The 17,318-nt window shown below is 69.5% G+C and carries 17 protein-coding genes; 6 read left to right on the top strand and 11 right to left on the bottom strand.

Translation table 11 applies throughout. The annotated features are described in order from the left end of the window. Positions 1-8: 8 nt before the first annotated feature. The 5 genes from IPG61_14865 to IPG61_14845 are packed head-to-tail and all read left to right on the top strand — an operon-like array spanning position 9 to position 3,382. The gene (locus IPG61_14865; GenBank protein ID MBK6735331.1) at positions 9-740 is read left to right on the top strand and encodes an ABC transporter ATP-binding protein; all 732 of its coding nucleotides are present in this window, start codon (positions 9-11) and stop codon (positions 738-740) included. Further along, positions 737-1,444, top strand: coding sequence for an ABC transporter permease (locus tag IPG61_14860; protein MBK6735330.1), 708 nt, complete (start codon positions 737-739; stop codon positions 1,442-1,444). The genes IPG61_14865 and IPG61_14860 overlap by 4 nt, the downstream gene beginning before the upstream one ends. After that, complete coding sequence (locus IPG61_14855) at positions 1,414-1,839, top strand: ABC transporter permease (protein ID MBK6735329.1); 426 nt, start codon at positions 1,414-1,416, stop codon at positions 1,837-1,839. Before IPG61_14860 ends, IPG61_14855 begins: the two co-directional genes overlap by 31 nt. A gap of 1 nt (position 1,840) precedes the next feature. Then, positions 1,841-2,959: an ABC transporter permease gene (locus tag IPG61_14850; GenBank protein MBK6735328.1), complete on the top strand. Its 1,119-nt coding sequence runs from the start codon at positions 1,841-1,843 to the stop codon at positions 2,957-2,959. Positions 2,960-2,995: 36 nt separating this feature from the next. Next, positions 2,996-3,382 carry a DUF423 domain-containing protein gene (locus tag IPG61_14845; GenBank protein MBK6735327.1) on the top strand — a complete coding sequence of 129 codons (387 nt, stop codon included), beginning with the start codon at positions 2,996-2,998 and terminating at the stop codon, positions 3,380-3,382. 7 nt (positions 3,383-3,389) lie between these two features. Here IPG61_14845 and IPG61_14840 read toward each other — a convergent pair whose 3' ends face one another. The 8 genes from IPG61_14840 to IPG61_14805 all read right to left on the bottom strand — a co-directional run bounded on the left by IPG61_14840 (position 3,390) and on the right by IPG61_14805 (position 10,865). Beyond that, positions 3,390-3,809 carry a hypothetical protein gene (locus tag IPG61_14840; protein ID MBK6735326.1) on the bottom strand — a complete coding sequence of 140 codons (420 nt, stop codon included), beginning with the start codon at positions 3,807-3,809 and terminating at the stop codon, positions 3,390-3,392. Positions 3,810-3,852: 43 nt separating this feature from the next. Next, positions 3,853-4,635 (bottom strand): hypothetical protein, encoded by a 783-nt coding sequence (locus IPG61_14835; GenBank protein ID MBK6735325.1) that lies wholly within the window; start codon positions 4,633-4,635, stop codon positions 3,853-3,855. 502 nt (positions 4,636-5,137) lie between these two features. Then, positions 5,138-5,701 (bottom strand): PDC sensor domain-containing protein, encoded by a 564-nt coding sequence (locus tag IPG61_14830; protein ID MBK6735324.1) that lies wholly within the window; start codon positions 5,699-5,701, stop codon positions 5,138-5,140. A gap of 223 nt (positions 5,702-5,924) precedes the next feature. Next, a complete protein-coding gene (locus tag IPG61_14825; GenBank protein MBK6735323.1) occupies positions 5,925-7,853 on the bottom strand; it encodes a trypsin-like peptidase domain-containing protein in 1,929 nt (642 codons plus the stop codon). Then, on the bottom strand, positions 7,850-8,518 hold the full coding sequence (locus IPG61_14820) for a phosphatase PAP2 family protein (protein ID MBK6735322.1): 669 nt from the start codon (positions 8,516-8,518) through the stop codon (positions 7,850-7,852). Before IPG61_14820 ends, IPG61_14825 begins: the two co-directional genes overlap by 4 nt. Next, positions 8,515-9,666 carry an NAD(P)/FAD-dependent oxidoreductase gene (locus IPG61_14815; protein ID MBK6735321.1) on the bottom strand — a complete coding sequence of 384 codons (1,152 nt, stop codon included), beginning with the start codon at positions 9,664-9,666 and terminating at the stop codon, positions 8,515-8,517. Before IPG61_14815 ends, IPG61_14820 begins: the two co-directional genes overlap by 4 nt. 6 nt (positions 9,667-9,672) lie before the next feature. Then, positions 9,673-10,176 carry a thioredoxin family protein gene (locus IPG61_14810; GenBank protein MBK6735320.1) on the bottom strand — a complete coding sequence of 168 codons (504 nt, stop codon included), beginning with the start codon at positions 10,174-10,176 and terminating at the stop codon, positions 9,673-9,675. Continuing rightward, on the bottom strand, positions 10,176-10,865 hold the full coding sequence (locus tag IPG61_14805) for an RNA pseudouridine synthase (protein MBK6735319.1): 690 nt from the start codon (positions 10,863-10,865) through the stop codon (positions 10,176-10,178). Before IPG61_14805 ends, IPG61_14810 begins: the two co-directional genes overlap by 1 nt. A 289-nt stretch (positions 10,866-11,154) precedes the next feature. Here IPG61_14805 and IPG61_14800 point away from each other — a divergent pair, with 289 nt between their 5' ends. Then, the gene (locus tag IPG61_14800) at positions 11,155-13,221 is read left to right on the top strand and encodes a S9 family peptidase (protein ID MBK6735318.1); all 2,067 of its coding nucleotides are present in this window, start codon (positions 11,155-11,157) and stop codon (positions 13,219-13,221) included. Positions 13,222-13,224: 3 nt separating this feature from the next. On the opposite strand, the gene IPG61_14795 is transcribed toward IPG61_14800, so the two are convergent. From IPG61_14795 to IPG61_14785, 3 genes are all read right to left on the bottom strand, one after another. Further along, complete coding sequence (locus tag IPG61_14795) at positions 13,225-14,088, bottom strand: EamA family transporter (GenBank protein MBK6735317.1); 864 nt, start codon at positions 14,086-14,088, stop codon at positions 13,225-13,227. Further along, positions 14,088-16,163 (bottom strand): hypothetical protein, encoded by a 2,076-nt coding sequence (locus tag IPG61_14790; GenBank protein MBK6735316.1) that lies wholly within the window; start codon positions 16,161-16,163, stop codon positions 14,088-14,090. The genes IPG61_14795 and IPG61_14790 overlap by 1 nt, the downstream gene beginning before the upstream one ends. A 109-nt stretch (positions 16,164-16,272) precedes the next feature. Beyond that, complete coding sequence (locus IPG61_14785) at positions 16,273-17,274, bottom strand: aldehyde dehydrogenase (protein ID MBK6735315.1); 1,002 nt, start codon at positions 17,272-17,274, stop codon at positions 16,273-16,275. Positions 17,275-17,318 lie beyond the last annotated feature (44 nt).

The raw sequence follows: 17,318 nt of genomic DNA, 5'->3' as shown, positions 1-17,318 counted from the left end.
ACACCGGCATCCGCCGTCTTCACGCCCGCGGCCTGACGCGCCGCTTCGGCGACTTCACGGCCGTCGACGGCCTGGACCTCGACGTCCCCGCCGGCGAGATCTTCGGGTTCCTCGGCGCCAACGGCGCGGGCAAGACGACGGCGATCCGCATGCTGTGCGGGCTGTTGGCGCCATCGGGCGGCGAGGCCATGGTCGCCGGCGTGCAAGTCGGAGGAAATAGCGGCGGGCAGGCGCGCGAACTGAAGCGGCGCATCGGCTACATGAGCCAGCGCTTCTCCCTCTACGACGACCTGACCGTGGCCGAGAACCTTGAGTTCTTCGGCGGCATCTACGGGCTGTTCGACACCGCACTCGCCGAACGTCGGCACGAACTGCTGCCCCAGCTGGGCCTGGCCGACCTGGAGCGGCGACTGGCCGGCTCGCTGCCGCTCGGCTTCAAGCAGCGGCTGGCCCTCGGCTGCGCCCTGCTCCACCGCCCACGCGTCGTCTTCCTCGACGAGCCGACCGGCGGCGTCGATCCGGTGGCTCGAAGGCGCTTCTGGGACCTGATCTACGAGCAGGCGGCCGGCGGCGTCACGGTCTTCGTCACGACCCACTACATGGACGAGGCCGAGTACTGCGGCCGCGTCTCCATCATGGTGCAGGGCAAGCTGGTGGCGCTGGACACGCCGAGCGGCCTGAAGGCCTCGACCGGCGGGCGCGACATGCAGGATGTCTTCCTGAGACTGGTGGACGCATGAAGAGGGTTCTGGCACTGGCGGCCAAGGAGCTGCTGCACATCGTGCGCGATGCGCGCAGCCTGGCCGTCGCGGTGCTCATGCCGGTGGTCATGGTGCTCCTCTACGGCGCCGTCATCGACATGGAGATGCGCGACCTGCCGGTTGCCGTTGTCGACAACGACCACAGCGACCGCAGCCGCGATTTCATGAGGGCCATGGAGTCCGGCGGCTTCATCGAGATCGTCGACCGGCTGGAACACCCGTCACAGGTGGAACCCGGCTTCCGCCGCGGACGGTTCCTGGCGGCGCTCGTCATCCCGCGCGGCTATGCCGCGACGCTGGCCGGCGGGGAACCGGTCGCGGTCCAGGTGCTGGTCGACGGTTCGGACGCATCGACTGCTGCCATGGCGGCCAACTACCTGCAGGCCGTGGTGCAGCGGCAGGCGCTGGGCGTCCGCCGCGAGACAGGGGCGCCGCCGCTGCCCTTCTCGACGCGGACGCGAGTCTGGTTCAACCCCGAGTTGCGCAGCGCCCATTTCGTGGTGCCGGGCCTGGTGGCGCTGGTGCTGATGATGATCTGCGCCATCCTGACGAGCATCGCCATCACGCGCGAGAAGGAAACCGGCACGCTGGAGCAGATCCTCACCACGCCGATCCGGCCGGCGCAGGTGATTGTCGGCAAGGTGCTCCCTACGTGGCGCTGGGGTCGCTGGACGCCGCCCTGATCCTGGTCATCGGACGGCTCGTGTTCCAGGTGCCGATGAACGGCTCCTGGTGGGCCCTGACCGGCTACTGCCTGCTGTTCATCGTCATCGCCCTGGGCGTCGGGCTGCTCATCTCCGCCCGCGCGAGCAGCCTGCGCGTCGCGATGATGGCCGCAGTGACGGCCACCATGCTGCCGACCATGATCCTGTCGGGCTTCCTTTTCCCCGTCTCAAGCATGCCGGCGCCGCTGCAGTTCATCTGTCGCCTGCTGCCGGCAACGCATTTCCTTGAAGTCCTGCGCGGCGTGATGCTGCGCGGCGAGAACTGGCACCCGCTGCAGACGGCGATCCTGGCGACCCAGGCCGTGCTGTTGCTCGGCGCGGCAACCCGCAGCTTCCGGCTGCGCCTGGAGTGACGTGATGCACGTGCTGCGGATACTCGTGCGCAAGGAATTCCGGCAACTGCGCCGCGACCCGGCCCTGTTGCGGCTCGTGCTGGTGCTGCCGATCGTCCAGTTGATGGTGATGTCGTACGCGCTGAACAGCGACCTTCGCGACCTGCGCGTGGCTGTTCTCGACGAGGATCGTTCCCCGCTCAGCCGCCAGCTTGTCGAGGCCTTCCCCCGTAGCAGCACGTTCAGTGCCGGCCCGACCCCCTCCGGCCCCGCGGAACTGGAGCGTCTCCTGCGCAGCCACGAATGCGACCTGGCCGTGCACATCCCGGCCGGTTTCGCCCGCGATGTGACGGGTGGCGCCGCACCGACCGTGGGACTGTTCGTCGACGGCTCGAACAGCAGCATCGCCGGCAGGGGCGCCGGCTATGCCGAGGCGCTCATCACCCGCGAAGCCGTGCGCATGGCAGCGGCCGGAGGCGTGCGATCCGGCGCTCCGGCCATCACCCCTGCCGTCAGGTTCTTCTACAATCCCGAACTGGAGAGCCGCCTCTACATGGTGCCGGGTGTCATTGTCATCCTGGTGACGATCATCTCGGCGCTGGTGACCGGCCTGGCGGTCGTGCGCGAGAAGGAGCTCGGCACGCTCGAGCAGATCCACGTCACGCCGCTTTCGCCGCTCCAGCTCATCGCCGGCAAGACCATACCCTTCGCCATCATCGCGCTGGTCGACCTGCTCCTGGCCATGGCGGTCGCCATGTTGTGGTTCCACGTACCCATGACCGGCGAGCCCTGGGTGCTGCTCCTGGGCGTGCTGGCCTACCTGCTCGTGACGCTGGGCCTGGGACTGCTGGCCTCCGCGGTCAGCGGCACGCAACAACAGGCCGTCTTCACCGTGTGGTTCTTCCTTGTCTTTGCGATCATGTTGAGCGGGTTCTTCTTCCCGGTGCAGAACATGCCGGAATGGGCCCGCGCCTTGACGTGGCTCAATCCCATGCGGTTCTTCATGGCCATTGTCCGCGGTGTCCTGCTGCGCGGCGCCGGCCTGGCCGAACTGTCGCGCGAGTTGCTGATGCTGCTGGCGATGGGACTGGCGGCCTTCGGCACCGCCTTCGCGCTGTTCCGGCGCTCGACCACCACCTAGCCCGCCCGGCTGCGGCCGGGCCTGGACGGAGTGACCATGTCAAGGCTCTGGCTGATGATGGCGGCGGCGAACGGCTTCCTGGCGGTCGCGCTCGGGGCCTTCGGCGCCCACGGGCTCAAGCGGATGCTCGAGGCGGCGCCCGACGGCGCCCTGCGCCTGCAGTGGTGGCAGACGGCCGCCCAGTACCACCTGGCGCACGCGCTCGCGCTCGGGCTGGTCGCGGCTTTGGCCCCGCACCTGACGGGGCGCCTGCCCGGCGTGGCCGGCTGGCTCTTCGTGGCGGGTATCATCCTGTTCAGCGGCAGTCTCTACGTGATGACGTTGACCGGGGTGCGCGCGCTCGGCGCGATCACCCCGGTCGGCGGCGTCTGCCTGCTGGGCGGATGGCTGACACTGCTGCTGGCAGCGGCGAGGCTGCGCTGAGCGGGGCTCAGCGCCCGTCCGAACTGCGACCGGCAGGTGCCGTCATGGCGACATCGAAGAAGTCGTCGTCGTCCAGTGACATCACGACCTGGGGAGCCGGGGCCAGGGTGTCCGGTCGCCGCTCCGCCGCCTGGCGATTGACGGCCCCGGTCGTCGCGGGTGCGCCCGCCCGGGTTCGTCCGGGACGCCCGCCGCGCGCGGCCGCGATCGTCGGACCCGACTTGGTCGACGTCCGCGAGGCGCCGAGCGCGGAACTGCGCCTGGCCTGTTGCCGGGGCGCGGGCACTGCTTGTGGCGCCCCACTGCCCACCAGCGCCTCGAGGTCAGCAACGTAGGTCATCATCTGCATCGCCTGCGCACTCAACTGCTGGGCCGCACTCGCGGACTGCTCGGCGCTGGCCGCATTGGCCTGCGTCGTGCGGTCCATCCCGGCAACCGCCTGGGTCACCTGGCCGATGCCCTGTGACTGTTCACGCGAGGCCGAAGCGATCCCGCTGACCAGGGTACCGACCTTCTCGGCATTGCTCGAGACGCCGGCAAACGCCTGGCAGGCGCGTCCGACCAGCGCACTGCCTTCGTTGACGCGGGCCACGGTGCTCGATCATGCCCGCCGTATTGCGTGATGCGCCTGCCGCTCGCTGGGCCAGGCCGCGAACCTCTTCCGCCACCACCGCGAATCCGGCGCCGGCAGCGCCGGCCCGGGCCGCCTCCACGGCGGCGTTCAGGGCCAGCAGGTTCGTCTGGAAGGCGATCTCGTCAATCGTGCGTACGATCTTCTGGGTCTCAAGGCTCGCCTCCGAGATCTCCCGCATCGATACCTCGAGTCGCTGCATCTCCTCGTTGGCGCCGCGCACCACGGCGTTGGTCGACTGCATCAGGGAATCCGCATCGGTCGCGCTGCCGGCGTTGAGCCCGGTCATCGAGGACATGTGTTCCAGTGACGCCGAAGTCTCCTCGATCGCCGCCGCCTGCGACGAAGCGCCGGTGGCCAACTGCTGGCTGGCAGCCGCCACCTGGCTTGAAGCGGCCGTGAGCTGGGAGGCGGTTGTCGTCAGGCCGTCGATAAGCCGCGACAACGGGCCGGCGATGGAACGACGGATCGCCCAGGCAAGCAGGCCGCCGGCGACCAGGCCGGCGACGATCATGCCCAGCTGCAGTATCCTGTTGAAGGCATAGACGGCTCCGGCGTGCTCCCGCGCCGATTCGGCCTGGGCCAGTGTCAGCTCCGTGAGTTCGGCAACCATCGCCTCCATCGCCAGGAAGGCCTCTGCCGCCTGCCCGAGGGAGAGGTCGAGCGCCTCGCGCCGTCCCTCGCGGGTATCGGCCACTCGGGCGTCGACGATGCGGCGGGACAGTACGGCCCACTCGCGATGGGTCGACTCGAAACGCGGGACGATCTCCCGTTCCTTGTCGCTGTCCGCGAACGACGTGTATTTCTTCCAGTTCGCATCCGCCTGGGCCACGTGCTCGTCGTAGTCCTGTACAAGGGCCTTGAACTGGTCCGAACCGGCATTGGCGAAGATCATCGACCGTTCCGCAGCCAATGCACCGTGCAGGTCGCGGTCAGCCTGCAGCAGCGATTCGAGGGCCGGCAACCGGCGCTCCGTGATGGATCGCAGGCTGCCGTTGAGAGTCCTCGAACTGAACATGCTGGTCAGGCCTATGGCCAGGACGATGACCGTCATCAGGGAGAAGCCGCAGTTGAGCCTGCCCCCGATCTTGAGCCGATTGAACCAGTTCATGACACCCGCCTTGCTACTGGACCTGGTCGACGTCGACGCCGAACGTGATGGCTCCGATGGCCTTGCCGCCATCCATGACCGGCACAGAGACCTGGACGGTGTAGGTCTGGGTGCTGTCGTCGAACTTGACATCGCTGACATGGACAGCGCCCGCCCCGCCCTTGAACGACTCCTGCCACTTGGGCTCGTCACCCTGCCAGTAGTCCGAGGTCTTGTCGGTCATCGCCACGTTGGCGCCCTGGTTGTCCATGACGAAGGCCTCGGCCAGGAACGGCATCTCTTTCTGCAGGCCGTGCAGGTACTTGCCGCAGGCATTGTCGATGAGAGCCTGCATCTCTTTCGTCACGCCGGGCGACTTCTGCCACTCGGCATCGCGCGCCTGATCTGGTCGAGCGTCAGCCCGGCCGCATTGGCGGCCTTGACCGCAGCGACAACCGTAGGGTTGGTGCCGATGGCCTTGAGCTTCGAGTCCCGATGGCTCGACCTTGGCTGGCGGCTCACCGGCAGTCGCGATGGCTGCCGCCAGGATCACGCTGGCCGCAATCGCGACGACAGCGAACAACATGGTCTTCTTCATGCCTGTCCTCCGCATTGGCTGAATGAACGGCTGGGCGTCGACGGACGTCCTGGTCGCACGGCTGGCAAGGAACTGCTGTCGGGCATGAGCGCCCTTGGCCGGGATTTCGACCTGGCCACGAAACCTTAGCATGCGTCGGATTTGTCCGAGGTACCGGATACGGTACCTGATGCTCGCCGGGATTCCGGCGCCGGACAGGCAGGGTGGAGGTGGCGAACGCCGCTCAGCGTGCGCAGGCCAGCGGCACCCGGATCTCGCGGTCGGGCGCCTGGATCGCCATCACGTAGGCGCCGGTCGGCAGGCGTCGCCCGCCGGCGTCATGGCCGTCCCAGGCGATCTCGTTCTCGCCCAGCACACCCTCGAGGGTGACCGGGCCGCGCACCAGGCGGCCGCGCAGGTCAAAGACGCGCCAGACGAGGGAGCCCGCCGCCGGCAGCGAGACGCGCACCGAGGTGAAATCGCGGAACGGGTTCGGCCCCACGCCGGCCAGCTCGGACCGGTCGGGGATGATCTCCAGGCGCAGCGTCCGCGACTCGGAGGAGCCGCGGTTGGGATTGCCGAACGTGATCGTCGCCTCGTGGATACCACCGTCCAGGCCGATCGACGGGCTGGCCAGCGAGACCGTGACGGTTGCAGCGCCACCGATCGCGATGCTGCCGGTAGCAGGCGCCACCGTCAGCCAGTCCACGTCGACGGCGGCGGTGTAGTTCACCGCCACCTCGCCGTCGTTGGTCAGCGTGTACTCCCAGTCGGACACCGTGAACGGCCCGCCCTGCGGACCGGACGCCTCGATCGCCGCGGTCGGCGTCACCGCGAAGGAGCCGGCCGCCGGGTCCAGCATCGGCAGCGTCACGGCACCGGTGGCGCCGGGATCGAGCCAGTCCATCAGGCGGGTATCCGCAGAGCCGCCGCCGTCCCACGAGCGCTGCAGCCAGCCGTACCAGTCGGACTCGTTGTTGCCGCATGCGGCCCAGCCGCCGTGCAGCTGCCCGACCACCAGGTGATCCTGATCGAAGAGCGGCGAGCCCGAGGAGCCGGGCTCGGTGGTGCCGAGGTCCCAGTCGATGATACGCAGGTGCGTGCCGTCGCCCGGTTCGACCGTCCCGAGGTAGGATGTCGTCCGCAGCGGCGCGGTCTCGAAGGAAATGCTCTTCTCGTCCGAGTCGGGGTGATGGATGGCCGTGGCCGACGTGGGCATGGCCGTGCCGCGGTTCCAGCCGGCGTACGTCACGCCGAACGAAGGCTCGGGCAGTTCGTCGAGCTCGAGCAGCGTGAAGTCGCTGGTGGACCAGCTGGCGCGCAGCGTGGAGCCCGACGTGAACTGCAGGAGCGAACCGTTCGCCTGCTCGCCGCACACAGGGCTCTCGAAGTTCCAGTAGATGACCACCGTGGGTGCCGCCGTCCCCGAGATGTTGCAATGGTCGGCCGTCAGGAAGTATGGCGTGCCGTCATTGCTGGTGTTGTTCAACAGCGCGCCGGTGCAGGTGAACGAGCCGTTGACGGAGATGAGCCCCACCGAGGCGATTTCGGCGCGCCAGTCGTCACCTTCGGAACAGACGACGTCGACATTGCAGGTACCGGCCTTGGCGTCCGGCGATTGCCCAAACGACCGGTAACCGCTGTTGATGAAGCCGAGTTCCAGCAGCGGCTCGGTGGTCACGTTCGCCGGCAAGTTCAGCTCGACGAGCAGCGCGTCGGCGGGCAGGATCGGCGTCCACAGTTCGCCGTGGTCGGCGTTGTCCCCGGCGTCGAATACGAGTGCCGGCAGGCGTCCGGCAGCGTCACGCACGACGAGCGTGGCCCCGGCCGGCAGCCAGTACACGGGAAAACCCAGGTTGAGCGAGGCGGCGCCCGGCGAGGAGACTTCCAGGCTCCAGCGGCGCGCGCCGTCCGGCAGGCGCTCCCAGCGGCCGTCGCGGGCCGGGGTCACGCTGACGGCCTCGGGTATGGCGTACCGCCACGGCAGGCCCTCGGCGTCGCGTGCCGCGTCCTCGACCGCCAGGTCGGCAGCCGGCGGCAACTGCACCTGCACCCGCTCGACGGCGGCAAGAACGGCGAGCGGCGCCATCGACAGGAAACACGCGAACGCGGCAGCGCCCATCGTCCGATTGTGGCCCAACGCGCCCGACAGCCGACTCGACCAGGTCATCATGGCAACTCCTTGGGAGGATCGGCCGGCGCATCGCCGCGGTAGTCCACCGCGGACACGGCCTGCCAGGCAATGAACCAGCCCAGGCCGACCTGGGACAGGTAGTGCTTGCGATCGTTCAGGCGCGACCAACCGGCCAGCCACGAACCGGCCAGCAGGAAGGGCCGCCAGCGGTGCAGTCCGGCGGCACGCGCCGCGTTGAGCCAGGGCACGGCCCCGATGAAGCAGTGGCCCGAAGCGGCATGGTCGGTGCGGAAGGGCTGCCAGTCGGGAGTCGGGAATTCGGCGCTCGGACGATCGGCCCCCAGCACGCGCTGAACAGTCCACAGCAGCGGCAAGCCCACGACCATCGACTCGAAGTTGGCGCGCCCCCAACGAGTGAACGGCACCGATCGCACCCAGGCGTCGATGGCTGCCACACCGAGCCAGGCCAGGAACCAGGGGCGATTGCCCGTTTCGTAGCCGACTCGCGAGACGCGGTCCGAAGCGGGCGAGCGCACGTGCTTGTCGTGCGCTGCGGTCACCGCCTCGTCGAGTCCCGAGTAGATGACGACCCCGGCCGCGGCGACGGCGCCGCCGAGCTTGAGGAACGAACGGCGACTGTACTGCCGGCGCCAATGGGCGCCCGTGCCCTTGAACAACGGCCCGGCGTGGACGGGCGCGCTCATGCGGCGTCCATCCCGGCGACCAGGCGCGCCACTTCGCGCGCCAATGCCGCGGCGCTGGTCAGGCCCGGCGACTCGATGCCCACGAGGTTGACCAGCCCGGCAAGGTCCCCTTCCTCGCGCTGCACGACGAAATCGGCGAAGCCGGTCGGCACGAGCTTGGGGCGCAGCCCGCTCATGCCCGGCGACAGGTCGTCGACCCGAAGCCACGGCAGGAACCGGTGGGCACCCTCCCAGAACGATTCCCGGAGCGCCGGATCGACGCGCCAGTCGAACCCGGCGTCGCGCGGATCGGCGGCAAGGTGCTCCACGTCGGGCCCAAGCTTCATCTGGCCGCCCAGGTCCAGGCAGACGTGCACACCCAGGCTGGCGCCGTGGCTCGGCGGCACCGGGTACACCAGGCGGCTGATCCGCCCGTGGTGCTCGCTCGCCACGGCGAAGTAGTTCCCCTTCACCAGGTGCAGGTCCCAACCGCGGGCGGCCGTATCGATGCCCGCCAGTGCGGCAACGCGGTCGGCCCAGAGTCCGGCTGCATTCACCACGATGCGACTGGTGTGGCTCCAGCCTTCGCGACGGCCGGCTCCGGCAGCCGTGATCTCCACGGTCCAGGCGCCTGCCCCGGGATGAAGCCCGGTCACGCGCGCCGCAGTCATCACCTGGGCGCCGTGCTCCTGCGCCAGGTGCGACCAGGCCCGCGCCGCGCCCTCGGCGTCGACGATGCCGGTGCGCGGCGAGTACAGCGCGGCGCAGGCGCTCACCTGCGGCTCCAGGCGCCGCAGTTCCCCGGCATCGACGAGCCGGAGTTCCTCGACTCCGTTCTCCATGCCGCGCGCCAGCAGTTTCTCGAGATAGGGTATCTCATCGCTCGTCGCGGCGACGATGAGCTTGCCGCATTCGCGGTAGCCGACGCCGGCGCTCTCGCAGAACTGCTTCAGAAGGCGCCGACCCTCGACGCAGAACCGCGCCTTGAGCGAGCCTGTGGGATAGTACATGCCGCCGTGGGAGACTTCGCTGTTGCGAGAGGTCGTGCCCCGGCCGAGGCCATCCTCCATCTCGAGCAGCACCGTCGACAGGCCGCGACCGGCGAGTTCGGCGGCGACGGCACAGCCCACGATGCCGCCGCCGATGATCGTGCAATCGATATCGTGCATGGTTCCTCAGCGGTTGGGCTGGCGAGAGAGCCAGGTTGCATAATCCGCGTATTCCCAGGCACCCGAGACGGCGTAGGTCGCCACGCGCAGGATCGAATCCGGGCCGTGGAACCCGCGGATCACCACCAGCGGGCTGCCCTGCGGGGAAAGCAGCATGACGGCGGGCGGCTCGCCCACGCCGTACTTCTCGGCAACCCCCGGCATGTCCTGCATGTCGACGCGGACGGTCACCAGGTTCGCGGCGAGATACGCGCGCACGCGGCGGTCCGTCCAGGTCTCGCGATCCAGGCGCCCGGATTCGGTGTTGCGGGCCGCGGTGAAATAGACCAGCAGTGGCCGGTCCTGGTGACGCGCGGCGGTCTTGCCCTCGCGGAAATTCGACCAGACCACGGGCGCGGTTTCGGACTCCGGCACGGCGCCGGCTGCCTGACGCGGCGCTGCCGCCGGAATGGCGAGCGCCAGCAGGCAGGCGACGACCGGTACGCAAGGGAAGCCACGGCGATATGACATCATTCCTCCGTGCGGACGGGCGGCACGGGCCACGGCCAATCCACGGGAAGGGGACATTCCAGGCTCAGGGCACGCCCGCCCACCGGGTGCGCCACGGTCAAACCCCATGCGTGAAGGGCCACGCGGTGATCGGGCAACCGGCGCCGGCTGCCGTACTTGACATCGCCCAGCAGTGGCCACCCGGCCAGGGCCAACTGGGCCCGGATCTGGTGCCGGCGGCCGGTGATCGGCCGTACTTCCAGTAGGCTGAAGCCCTCATGCGTCTCCCGCACCTGGTAGGTCAGGCGGGATTCACGCGCGTCCGGAAACGGGGCGCGTTCGGCGCGCGTGACACCCTGACGGTCGCCGGTCGGCGCCAGCCAATGCGTGAGCCCGCCCTGTTGCGGCGACGGAAGGCCGGCACAGACCGCAAGGTATGTCTTTTCGACCGTGCCGTCGCGAAAACAGGCCGAAAGCCGCGAGGCCGCCTTGCTGGTGCGCGCCAGCAGCACCAGGCCGCTGGCGTTGCGATCGAGCCGATGGACCAGGCCCACATAGACGTTGCCCGGCTTGGCGTAGCGTTCCTTCAGGTAGGCCCGCGCCAGGTCGACGAGCGAAGCCTCACCGCCGGCGTCACCCTGGGACAGCAGGCCTGCCGGCTTGGCCACCGCCAGCAGGTGATTGTCCTCGTAGATGACGGCTAGCGGCATGGTCGGCTCCCGGACGTTCCGCTCATTGTACGGGCCGGATTGCCCGCCTGACAACCTGCGCGTTGTCGCCTATGATAGCCCGGCTCGTCCCCTGACGCAGCGCCGGCCCGTCCCCCGAATCCGCCCAGCGCAGGCCCGTCCCCCCGGGCGCGGCCGAGGAGACCCCCGGATGAATGCGAAGCAGCGGACCATCATGCTCGCGACCGCGTGCGCACTGCTCGCCGGCTGCCGCGAACGGGACAAGGCCGGCGCGGACGCAACCGTGCGCCTGACCAGGGAACCGGTGGACATGCCCAGGCTGAACTACCCGCAGACCGCGACCGTCGCCCAAGCGGACGATTACCACGGCACCGTCGTGGCGGACCCCTATCGCTGGCTCGAGGACGTCGATGCGCCGGCGACGCGCGCCTGGGTCGAGGCCCAGAACCGCGTGACGTTCGACTACCTGGCCGGCATTCCCGAACGCGAGATCTTCGCCGCACGCCTGACCGGGTTGTGGGACTACGCCCGTACCTCGGCGCCGGTGCGCGAGGGCGGGCGCACCTTCTTCTCCAGGAACGACGGGCTGCAGGCGCAGGCCGTGCTCTACGTGCAGGACACGCCCGACGGCGAACCGCGCGTCCTGCTCGACCCGAACAACCTGAGTGATGACGGCACGGTGGCCCTTGGCGGCACCGGCATCAGCCGCGATGGCCGGTACCTGGCGTGGTCCACCAGCGTCAGCGGTTCGGACTGGCGCGTGTGGTACGTTCGCGACATCGCCACCGGCAGGGACCTGCCGGACAAGGTCGAGTGGAGCAAGTTCAGCGATGCCGCGTGGGACCACGCAGCGGAAGGCTTCTTCTACAGCCGCTACGCGGCCCCGCGCGAGGGCGAGGCCTTCGAGGGCGCCAACTACTTCCAGAAGCTGTACTACCATCGCCTGGGCACCACCCAGGACCGCGATGTTCTCGTGTACGAGCGTCCCGAGGAGAAGGAGTGGGGCTTCGGCGGCGTCGTCAGCGACGACGGCCGCTACCTGGTCATCAACATCTCGCAGGGCACGAGCCGCAACAACCGGCTCTACTACAAGGACCTGGCCGACAAGAGCAAGGTCGTGCGCCCCCTGTTCGACGCCTTCGATGCCAGCTACGAGTTCATCGGCAACAACGGCACGCTGTTCTACATTCGGACGAACAAGGACGCGCCCCGCGAGCGGATCATCGCCGTCGACCTGGCGGATCCCTCGCCTGCCGCGTGGCGCGAGGTGGTGCCGGAGGGACCCGACCCGATCGACGCCGTGAGCCTGGTCAACCACAGCCTCGTGCTCACCACCATGCACGACGTGGCCAGCCGCGTGAGGATCGTCGGGCTGGACGGCGCGGCGCTCGGGACCATCGAACTGCCCGGCCTGGGCGCGGTGACCGGCTTCCACGGCCATCCCGACGATACCGAGACGTGGTATACGTTCAACAGCTTCCTGAACCCGAACGAGATCTACCACTACGATTTCACGACGGGCCAAAGCACACTGTTCCTCAAGCCGGAGATCAGGTTCGACTTCGCTGCCTACCGGACGACACAGGTGTTCTTCGAAAGCAGGGACGGCACGCGCGTGCCCATGTTCCTCGTCCACCGCAACGACCTGGCGCTGGACGGCAGCAACCCCACCATCCTCTACGGCTACGGCGGCTTCAACATCCCGCTGCAGCCCGCCTTCTCGATCGCCCTGCTGCCCTGGCTCGAGAAGGGCGGCATCTACGCCGTGGCCAACCTGCGGGGCGGCGGCGAGTACGGCGAGACGTGGCACGAAGGCGGCATCCTGAAGAACAAGCAGAACGTCTTCGACGACTTCATCGCCGCGGCAGAGTACCTCGTGGCACAGGGCTACACGAACCCGAACCGGCTGGCGATCCACGGCGGCAGCAACGGCGGCCTCCTGGTGGGTGCCGTCGTCAACCAGCGACCCGGACTGTTCGGCGCCGCCATTCCGGCCGTGGGCGTGATGGACATGCTGCGGTTCCAGGAATTCACGATCGGGTGGGCCTGGACGAGCGACTACGGCAGCAGCGCCGACCCGGAGATGTTCCCCGTGCTCCACGCGTACAGCCCGTACCACAACCTCCGGCCGGGAACGCACTACCCGGCGACGATGGTCATGACCGCCGACCACGACGACCGCGTCGTGCCCGGCCACAGCTTCAAGTACGCCGCACGGCTGCAGGCATGCCAGGCAGGCAACCTGCCGGTGCTGATCCGCATCCAGACCAGGGCCGGCCACGGCGCCGGCAAGCCCACGGCGATGGTGATCGCCGAGGCCGCCGACCGCTACGCCTTCCTGTGGCGCGCGCTGGGGCTGGACGGCGAGACGCGCTAGGCGCTAGGCGTTGCGCGCATCGGGGTTGCCGGCCACGACCAGCGCGCCCACCAGAAGGGCCATGCCGCACAGCGCCGTCGCGCCGGCCGCGTCCTCGCCGAATACCAGCCACGACACGACCACGGCCAGCGGCACCTTCAGGTTGTTGGCTGCCGCCAGGAACGCGGGCTGGGTGCGGGCGGCGCCCCGATTCCACAGGTAGAAGCCGGCGGCCGTCGGCAGGGCGCCGAGGTAGAGCAGCACCAGGAGAGACCGCGGCGTCCACCCGGCGAACGGCAGGTGCCCGAGCAGCAGCGAAACCGGGAGCGCCGCCGCGGTGACCGCTGCAGCGCCGAGGTACATCCAGGCCAGGAGCGGCACGTCGGCAGCGCCCGTGCGCTGCTTCAGCGCGCCGAACCGCAGCTGCCCCCAGGCAAAGCACAGGTTGGACCCCTGCAGCAGCAGGATCCCGGGCCAACCGACCGTCGCACCCGCTTCCTTCCAGGTGACGAGCGCCGCCCCGAGTACCGCCAGCAACGTTGCGAACAGCCCCCGCGCCCGCCGGCGCGCCGTCAGCCCCCGGGCCAGGAGCATGACGTAGAGCGGCGTGAAGATCGTGAGCAGCGCCACGACCCAGGCGTCGAGCCAGCCGAAGGCGGCGATATACAGCACGTACATGAGGCCGAACTGGACGGCGCCGAGGGATGCCGCGGCAAGGCGGGCGCCGCGCGGCAGGGCCGCACCGCGCGCGGCCAGGGGCATGAAGATGGCCGCGGCGATCGCGAGTCGGCCCGCCGCCACGGCCAGCGGCGACAGGCCGGCCAGTTCGCCCTTGATGAGGCCGAACGAGAACGCCCACAGGAGCGACGCGGCCAGCAGCGCCGGCACTACCGCACCAGCGTCAACGGGATGGTGCCCGTGTCGCCGGCGGCGCGCAGTCGCGCGTAGTAGGTGCCGGAAGCTGCGGCCCGCCCCTGGCGGTCGCGACCGTCCCAGGCGACGCCGTGCTCCCCGGCCGCGAACGGCCCTTCGGCCAGGACCGCGACCAGGCGGCCGGCGGCGTCATGCAGGTCGAGCCGCACATCGCCGGCCGTCGGCAGGCTGAACCGCACCGTCGTGCGCGGGTTGAACGGATTCGGCGCAGCGCCCAGCAGCTGTGCCGCGGCCGCAGCGACCGGCACGTCGGAAGTGCCCAGGAAGCGCTTGTCGCAGAGCACCCAGTTCTGCGGGTCCAGCGCCAGCCCCAGGGGCGGCGAGTCCAGTTCCAGTACGTACCACTGCACGGCCTGGCTGTTCTCGACGACGAACGTCTGCGGACCTGTTTCGGTCTCGATGCGCACGTCGAGCGGCATCGTGAACAGGCCGGTGTTGATCTGGGACTGCTTGATGCGCAGGCGCACGCGCCAGCCGGCCCCGGCCGGCTCGGTGACCCACGAGAAATCGTAGCGCGGGAAATACTGCCCGTAGATCCACTGCTGGAAGAAGGCCGACAGGTCGCGGCCGCTGGCAGCCTCCATCACGGCCTGGAACTGCGCGGTGTTCGCGCTGGCGAAACCGTGTTGCGCGCGGTACTGCTGCAGGCCCGCGAAGAACGTCGCATCGCCCATCACGTGCCGGAGCATGTGCGGGACCCAGCTGGCCTTCTGGTAGGTGAGGTTGTAGTCGAAGATGGCGTTGAAGTCGCTGGGATCCTCGACGAAGATCGTGCCGGGCCCCAGGTAGCGCGCCGCCGCCATCTCGGCGTGGTACGACGCCGTACCGTAGCGCACTTCCTTCCAGTAGGCCTCGGACCAGGTTGCAAAGCCCTCGTTCAGCCAGATATGGGAAAAGTCGGCGCAGGTGATGAGGTCGCCGAACCACTGGTGCCCCAGCTCGTGCGCGATGATGTACTCGGCATAGGTGCCGTGGTAGAGGCTCGTGCAGGTCTGGTGCTCCATGCCGCCGCCCCAGGGGAAGTGGGCGTGGCCGTACTTCTCGTCGACGAACGGGTACTCGCCGAACGCATCGGCGAACGCGCCGATCATGTCCACCGTCGGCGCGAACCCGGCGGTGGCGTTGGCCAGTTCGGACGGCACCACGTAGTGCGTGACCGGCATGGTCCCGCCCGCATCCGGGTAGTAGGTATCGTTGATGATCGCATAGGGATGGATCGCCAGCGACACCAGATACGGCGCGATCGGATACCTCTCGCGCCAGTGGTAAGTCTTCTTGCCCGCGGACGGCGTGGTCACCCCGGTCAGCACGCCGTTGCTGGCGACGACCAGGTTCGACGGCACCGTCACGTCCAGGGCCACCGAGTCTGCCTTGTCGGTGTTCAGGTCCTTGCACGGCCACCAGACGCGCGCGCCGTACGGCTCGCTCAGCGTCCAGATGAGCGGCTGCCCGCCGAAAGTGCTCCAGCCGAAGTAGGAACCCGCCGGATTGCCGGCGTAGTCGATGTCGACGGTGACCTTCTCACCCGCGTCGTAGGCGCGATCCAGCACGACGGCCAGGATGCCGCCGCTCCAGGAGAACGTGGTCGCGGCACCGCCCGACCTGGCCGCCGAGGTCGTCACCTGGCTGCCGAGGTTGAGGTGCAGCAGGCTCAGCGGTCCGTTCGTCACCACAGCCTCGACGGTGGTCGTGCCGGTGAGGATCTGCGTGGTCGGATTCAGGTCCAGGGCCAGGCGATACCAGCGCACGTCGAAATCGGCCATCGCCTTGGCCGAGGCGTCCGCACCGGCGCCCTTCTGCATACGCATCCCCGCCCGCGCCTTGCTCTCGGCTTCACGCGCGCGATGCTGCCGCGTCCCGTGCGGGCCGCTCCAGGGCGTGGCCTCGGGCAGGGGCGCCAGGGGGCTGAGCGATTCGCCGACCGGGGTGACGACCGGTGCAGCGACGCCCTCGGCCCGGACCTGGCTGGTCACGGCCAGCGAAAGCACGAGGGCCGCCGCCAGGATGCAGCAGGAGGAACGACGGGTCATGGCGAACTCGCTTCAGTCCGGGGAAGGTGTGCATGGGAAGGCGGCCGTCCGGGCCCCCTGCCTGCATGATGATACAACATCCGGACCGGCGGCCACAAGCGGGCCGGAATCATCCGGTTTTCGCCAGCCGCTCGAGCAGGTCGCAGACGCGCCCCGCCACGCTCCAGTCCTCATCGAACCAGGCGGCCGTCCTTGCCGTGCGGGCCCCGGGAACGCGCGTGCAGCCCGGGTCGAAGACGCACGACCGGCTGTCGCCGACGATATCGGTCGAGACGAGCGGATCCTCGGCGATCCCGAGGATGCCGGCCAGGGCCGGCAGCTCGGCGGCCAGGCGAAAGGCCTCGTTCACGGCACCGGCGGTGGTCTCGCGGCGCAGCACGGCCACCAGTTCGAGCAGCGACCCGCCCGCCACCGGCACGCACAGCGCCTGGGCGTCGAGCCGGCCCGCCAGGTGCGCCAGGGCCCGGCCCACCTCGCGCCCGGATCCTTCCAGCGTGGGCACGATATTCCGGCCGGCCGCGCGCCCGCGCCGAGGGTCGGCGTGCGGCGCATCGACCAGGCACTGGTCGGCAGGGCCGGGGCCGGTACGGGTCATCAATCCCAGGTCCAGGCCGAAGGCGCTGTCCAGGACGCCGGCGAGATGCGCCAGGCAGTTGGCGGCGCCGGAACCGGTGGCCATGACGGCGTGCCGCGGTTGCAGCGCATCGTCGTTCGCGCCGACGAAGATCGTCACCTCGACGCCGTCGTGCGCCGCCCCCGCCACGACGACCTTGCGGGCCCCGGCCGCCAGGTGCCGATTCGGGATCCCGCAACCGTCCAGGCAGTCCCCGGCCTCGACCACCACCTCTACGCCCAGCCGCCGCCAGGGCAGGTCACCGGGGTCGGTGGCCGCCGTCAACAGGGCCGACCCGCGCGCGGTGACGAGGCAGCCGTCGACCAGTTCGCAGCCGCCGGGGAACGGACCGCGCACCGAATCGCGCCGCGCCAGGTAGGCCATGGTCTCGGCGTCCAGGGCGGCGTTGACGGCCACCAGTTCCAGGCCGGGCCGTCCCTGCAGGGCCCGGAACACCGCGCGCCCCCGGCTGCCGAACCCGTTGATCGCCACTTTCATCGCGCCCCGCTTCCTGTGAAGTCCGCCCTCGCATCGCCGCCAAC

This window comes from bacterium, from assembly GCA_016703265.1.
Classification (GTDB): Bacteria; Krumholzibacteriota; Krumholzibacteriia; order LZORAL124-64-63; family LZORAL124-64-63; genus CAINDZ01.
Note: the sequence above shows the minus strand (reverse complement) of the source record. Positions and strands in the feature narration are given on the sequence as shown.

Bases quoted from the DNA above. Each gene is read 5' to 3' on its own strand.
- IPG61_14815 (MBK6735321.1), bottom strand. From the start codon at position 9,666: ATGCACGATATCGATTGCACGATCATCGGCGGCGGCATCGTGGGCTGT.
- IPG61_14820 (MBK6735322.1), bottom strand. From the start codon at position 8,518: ATGAGCGCGCCCGTCCACGCCGGGCCGTTGTTCAAGGGCACGGGCGCC.
- IPG61_14830 (MBK6735324.1), bottom strand. From the start codon at position 5,701: ATGAAGAAGACCATGTTGTTCGCTGTCGTCGCGATTGCGGCCAGCGTG.
- IPG61_14805 (MBK6735319.1), bottom strand. From the start codon at position 10,865: ATGCCGCTAGCCGTCATCTACGAGGACAATCACCTGCTGGCGGTGGCC.
- IPG61_14860 (MBK6735330.1), top strand. From the start codon at position 737: ATGAAGAGGGTTCTGGCACTGGCGGCCAAGGAGCTGCTGCACATCGTG.
- IPG61_14790 (MBK6735316.1), bottom strand. From the start codon at position 16,163: ATGACCCGTCGTTCCTCCTGCTGCATCCTGGCGGCGGCCCTCGTGCTT.
- IPG61_14845 (MBK6735327.1), top strand. From the start codon at position 2,996: ATGTCAAGGCTCTGGCTGATGATGGCGGCGGCGAACGGCTTCCTGGCG.
- IPG61_14785 (MBK6735315.1), bottom strand. From the start codon at position 17,274: ATGAAAGTGGCGATCAACGGGTTCGGCAGCCGGGGGCGCGCGGTGTTC.
- IPG61_14800 (MBK6735318.1), top strand. From the start codon at position 11,155: ATGCCCAGGCTGAACTACCCGCAGACCGCGACCGTCGCCCAAGCGGAC.
- IPG61_14835 (MBK6735325.1), bottom strand. From the start codon at position 4,635: ATGGAGGCGATGGTTGCCGAACTCACGGAGCTGACACTGGCCCAGGCC.
- IPG61_14840 (MBK6735326.1), bottom strand. From the start codon at position 3,809: ATGGACCGCACGACGCAGGCCAATGCGGCCAGCGCCGAGCAGTCCGCG.
- IPG61_14810 (MBK6735320.1), bottom strand. From the start codon at position 10,176: ATGTCATATCGCCGTGGCTTCCCTTGCGTACCGGTCGTCGCCTGCCTG.
- IPG61_14825 (MBK6735323.1), bottom strand. From the start codon at position 7,853: ATGATGACCTGGTCGAGTCGGCTGTCGGGCGCGTTGGGCCACAATCGG.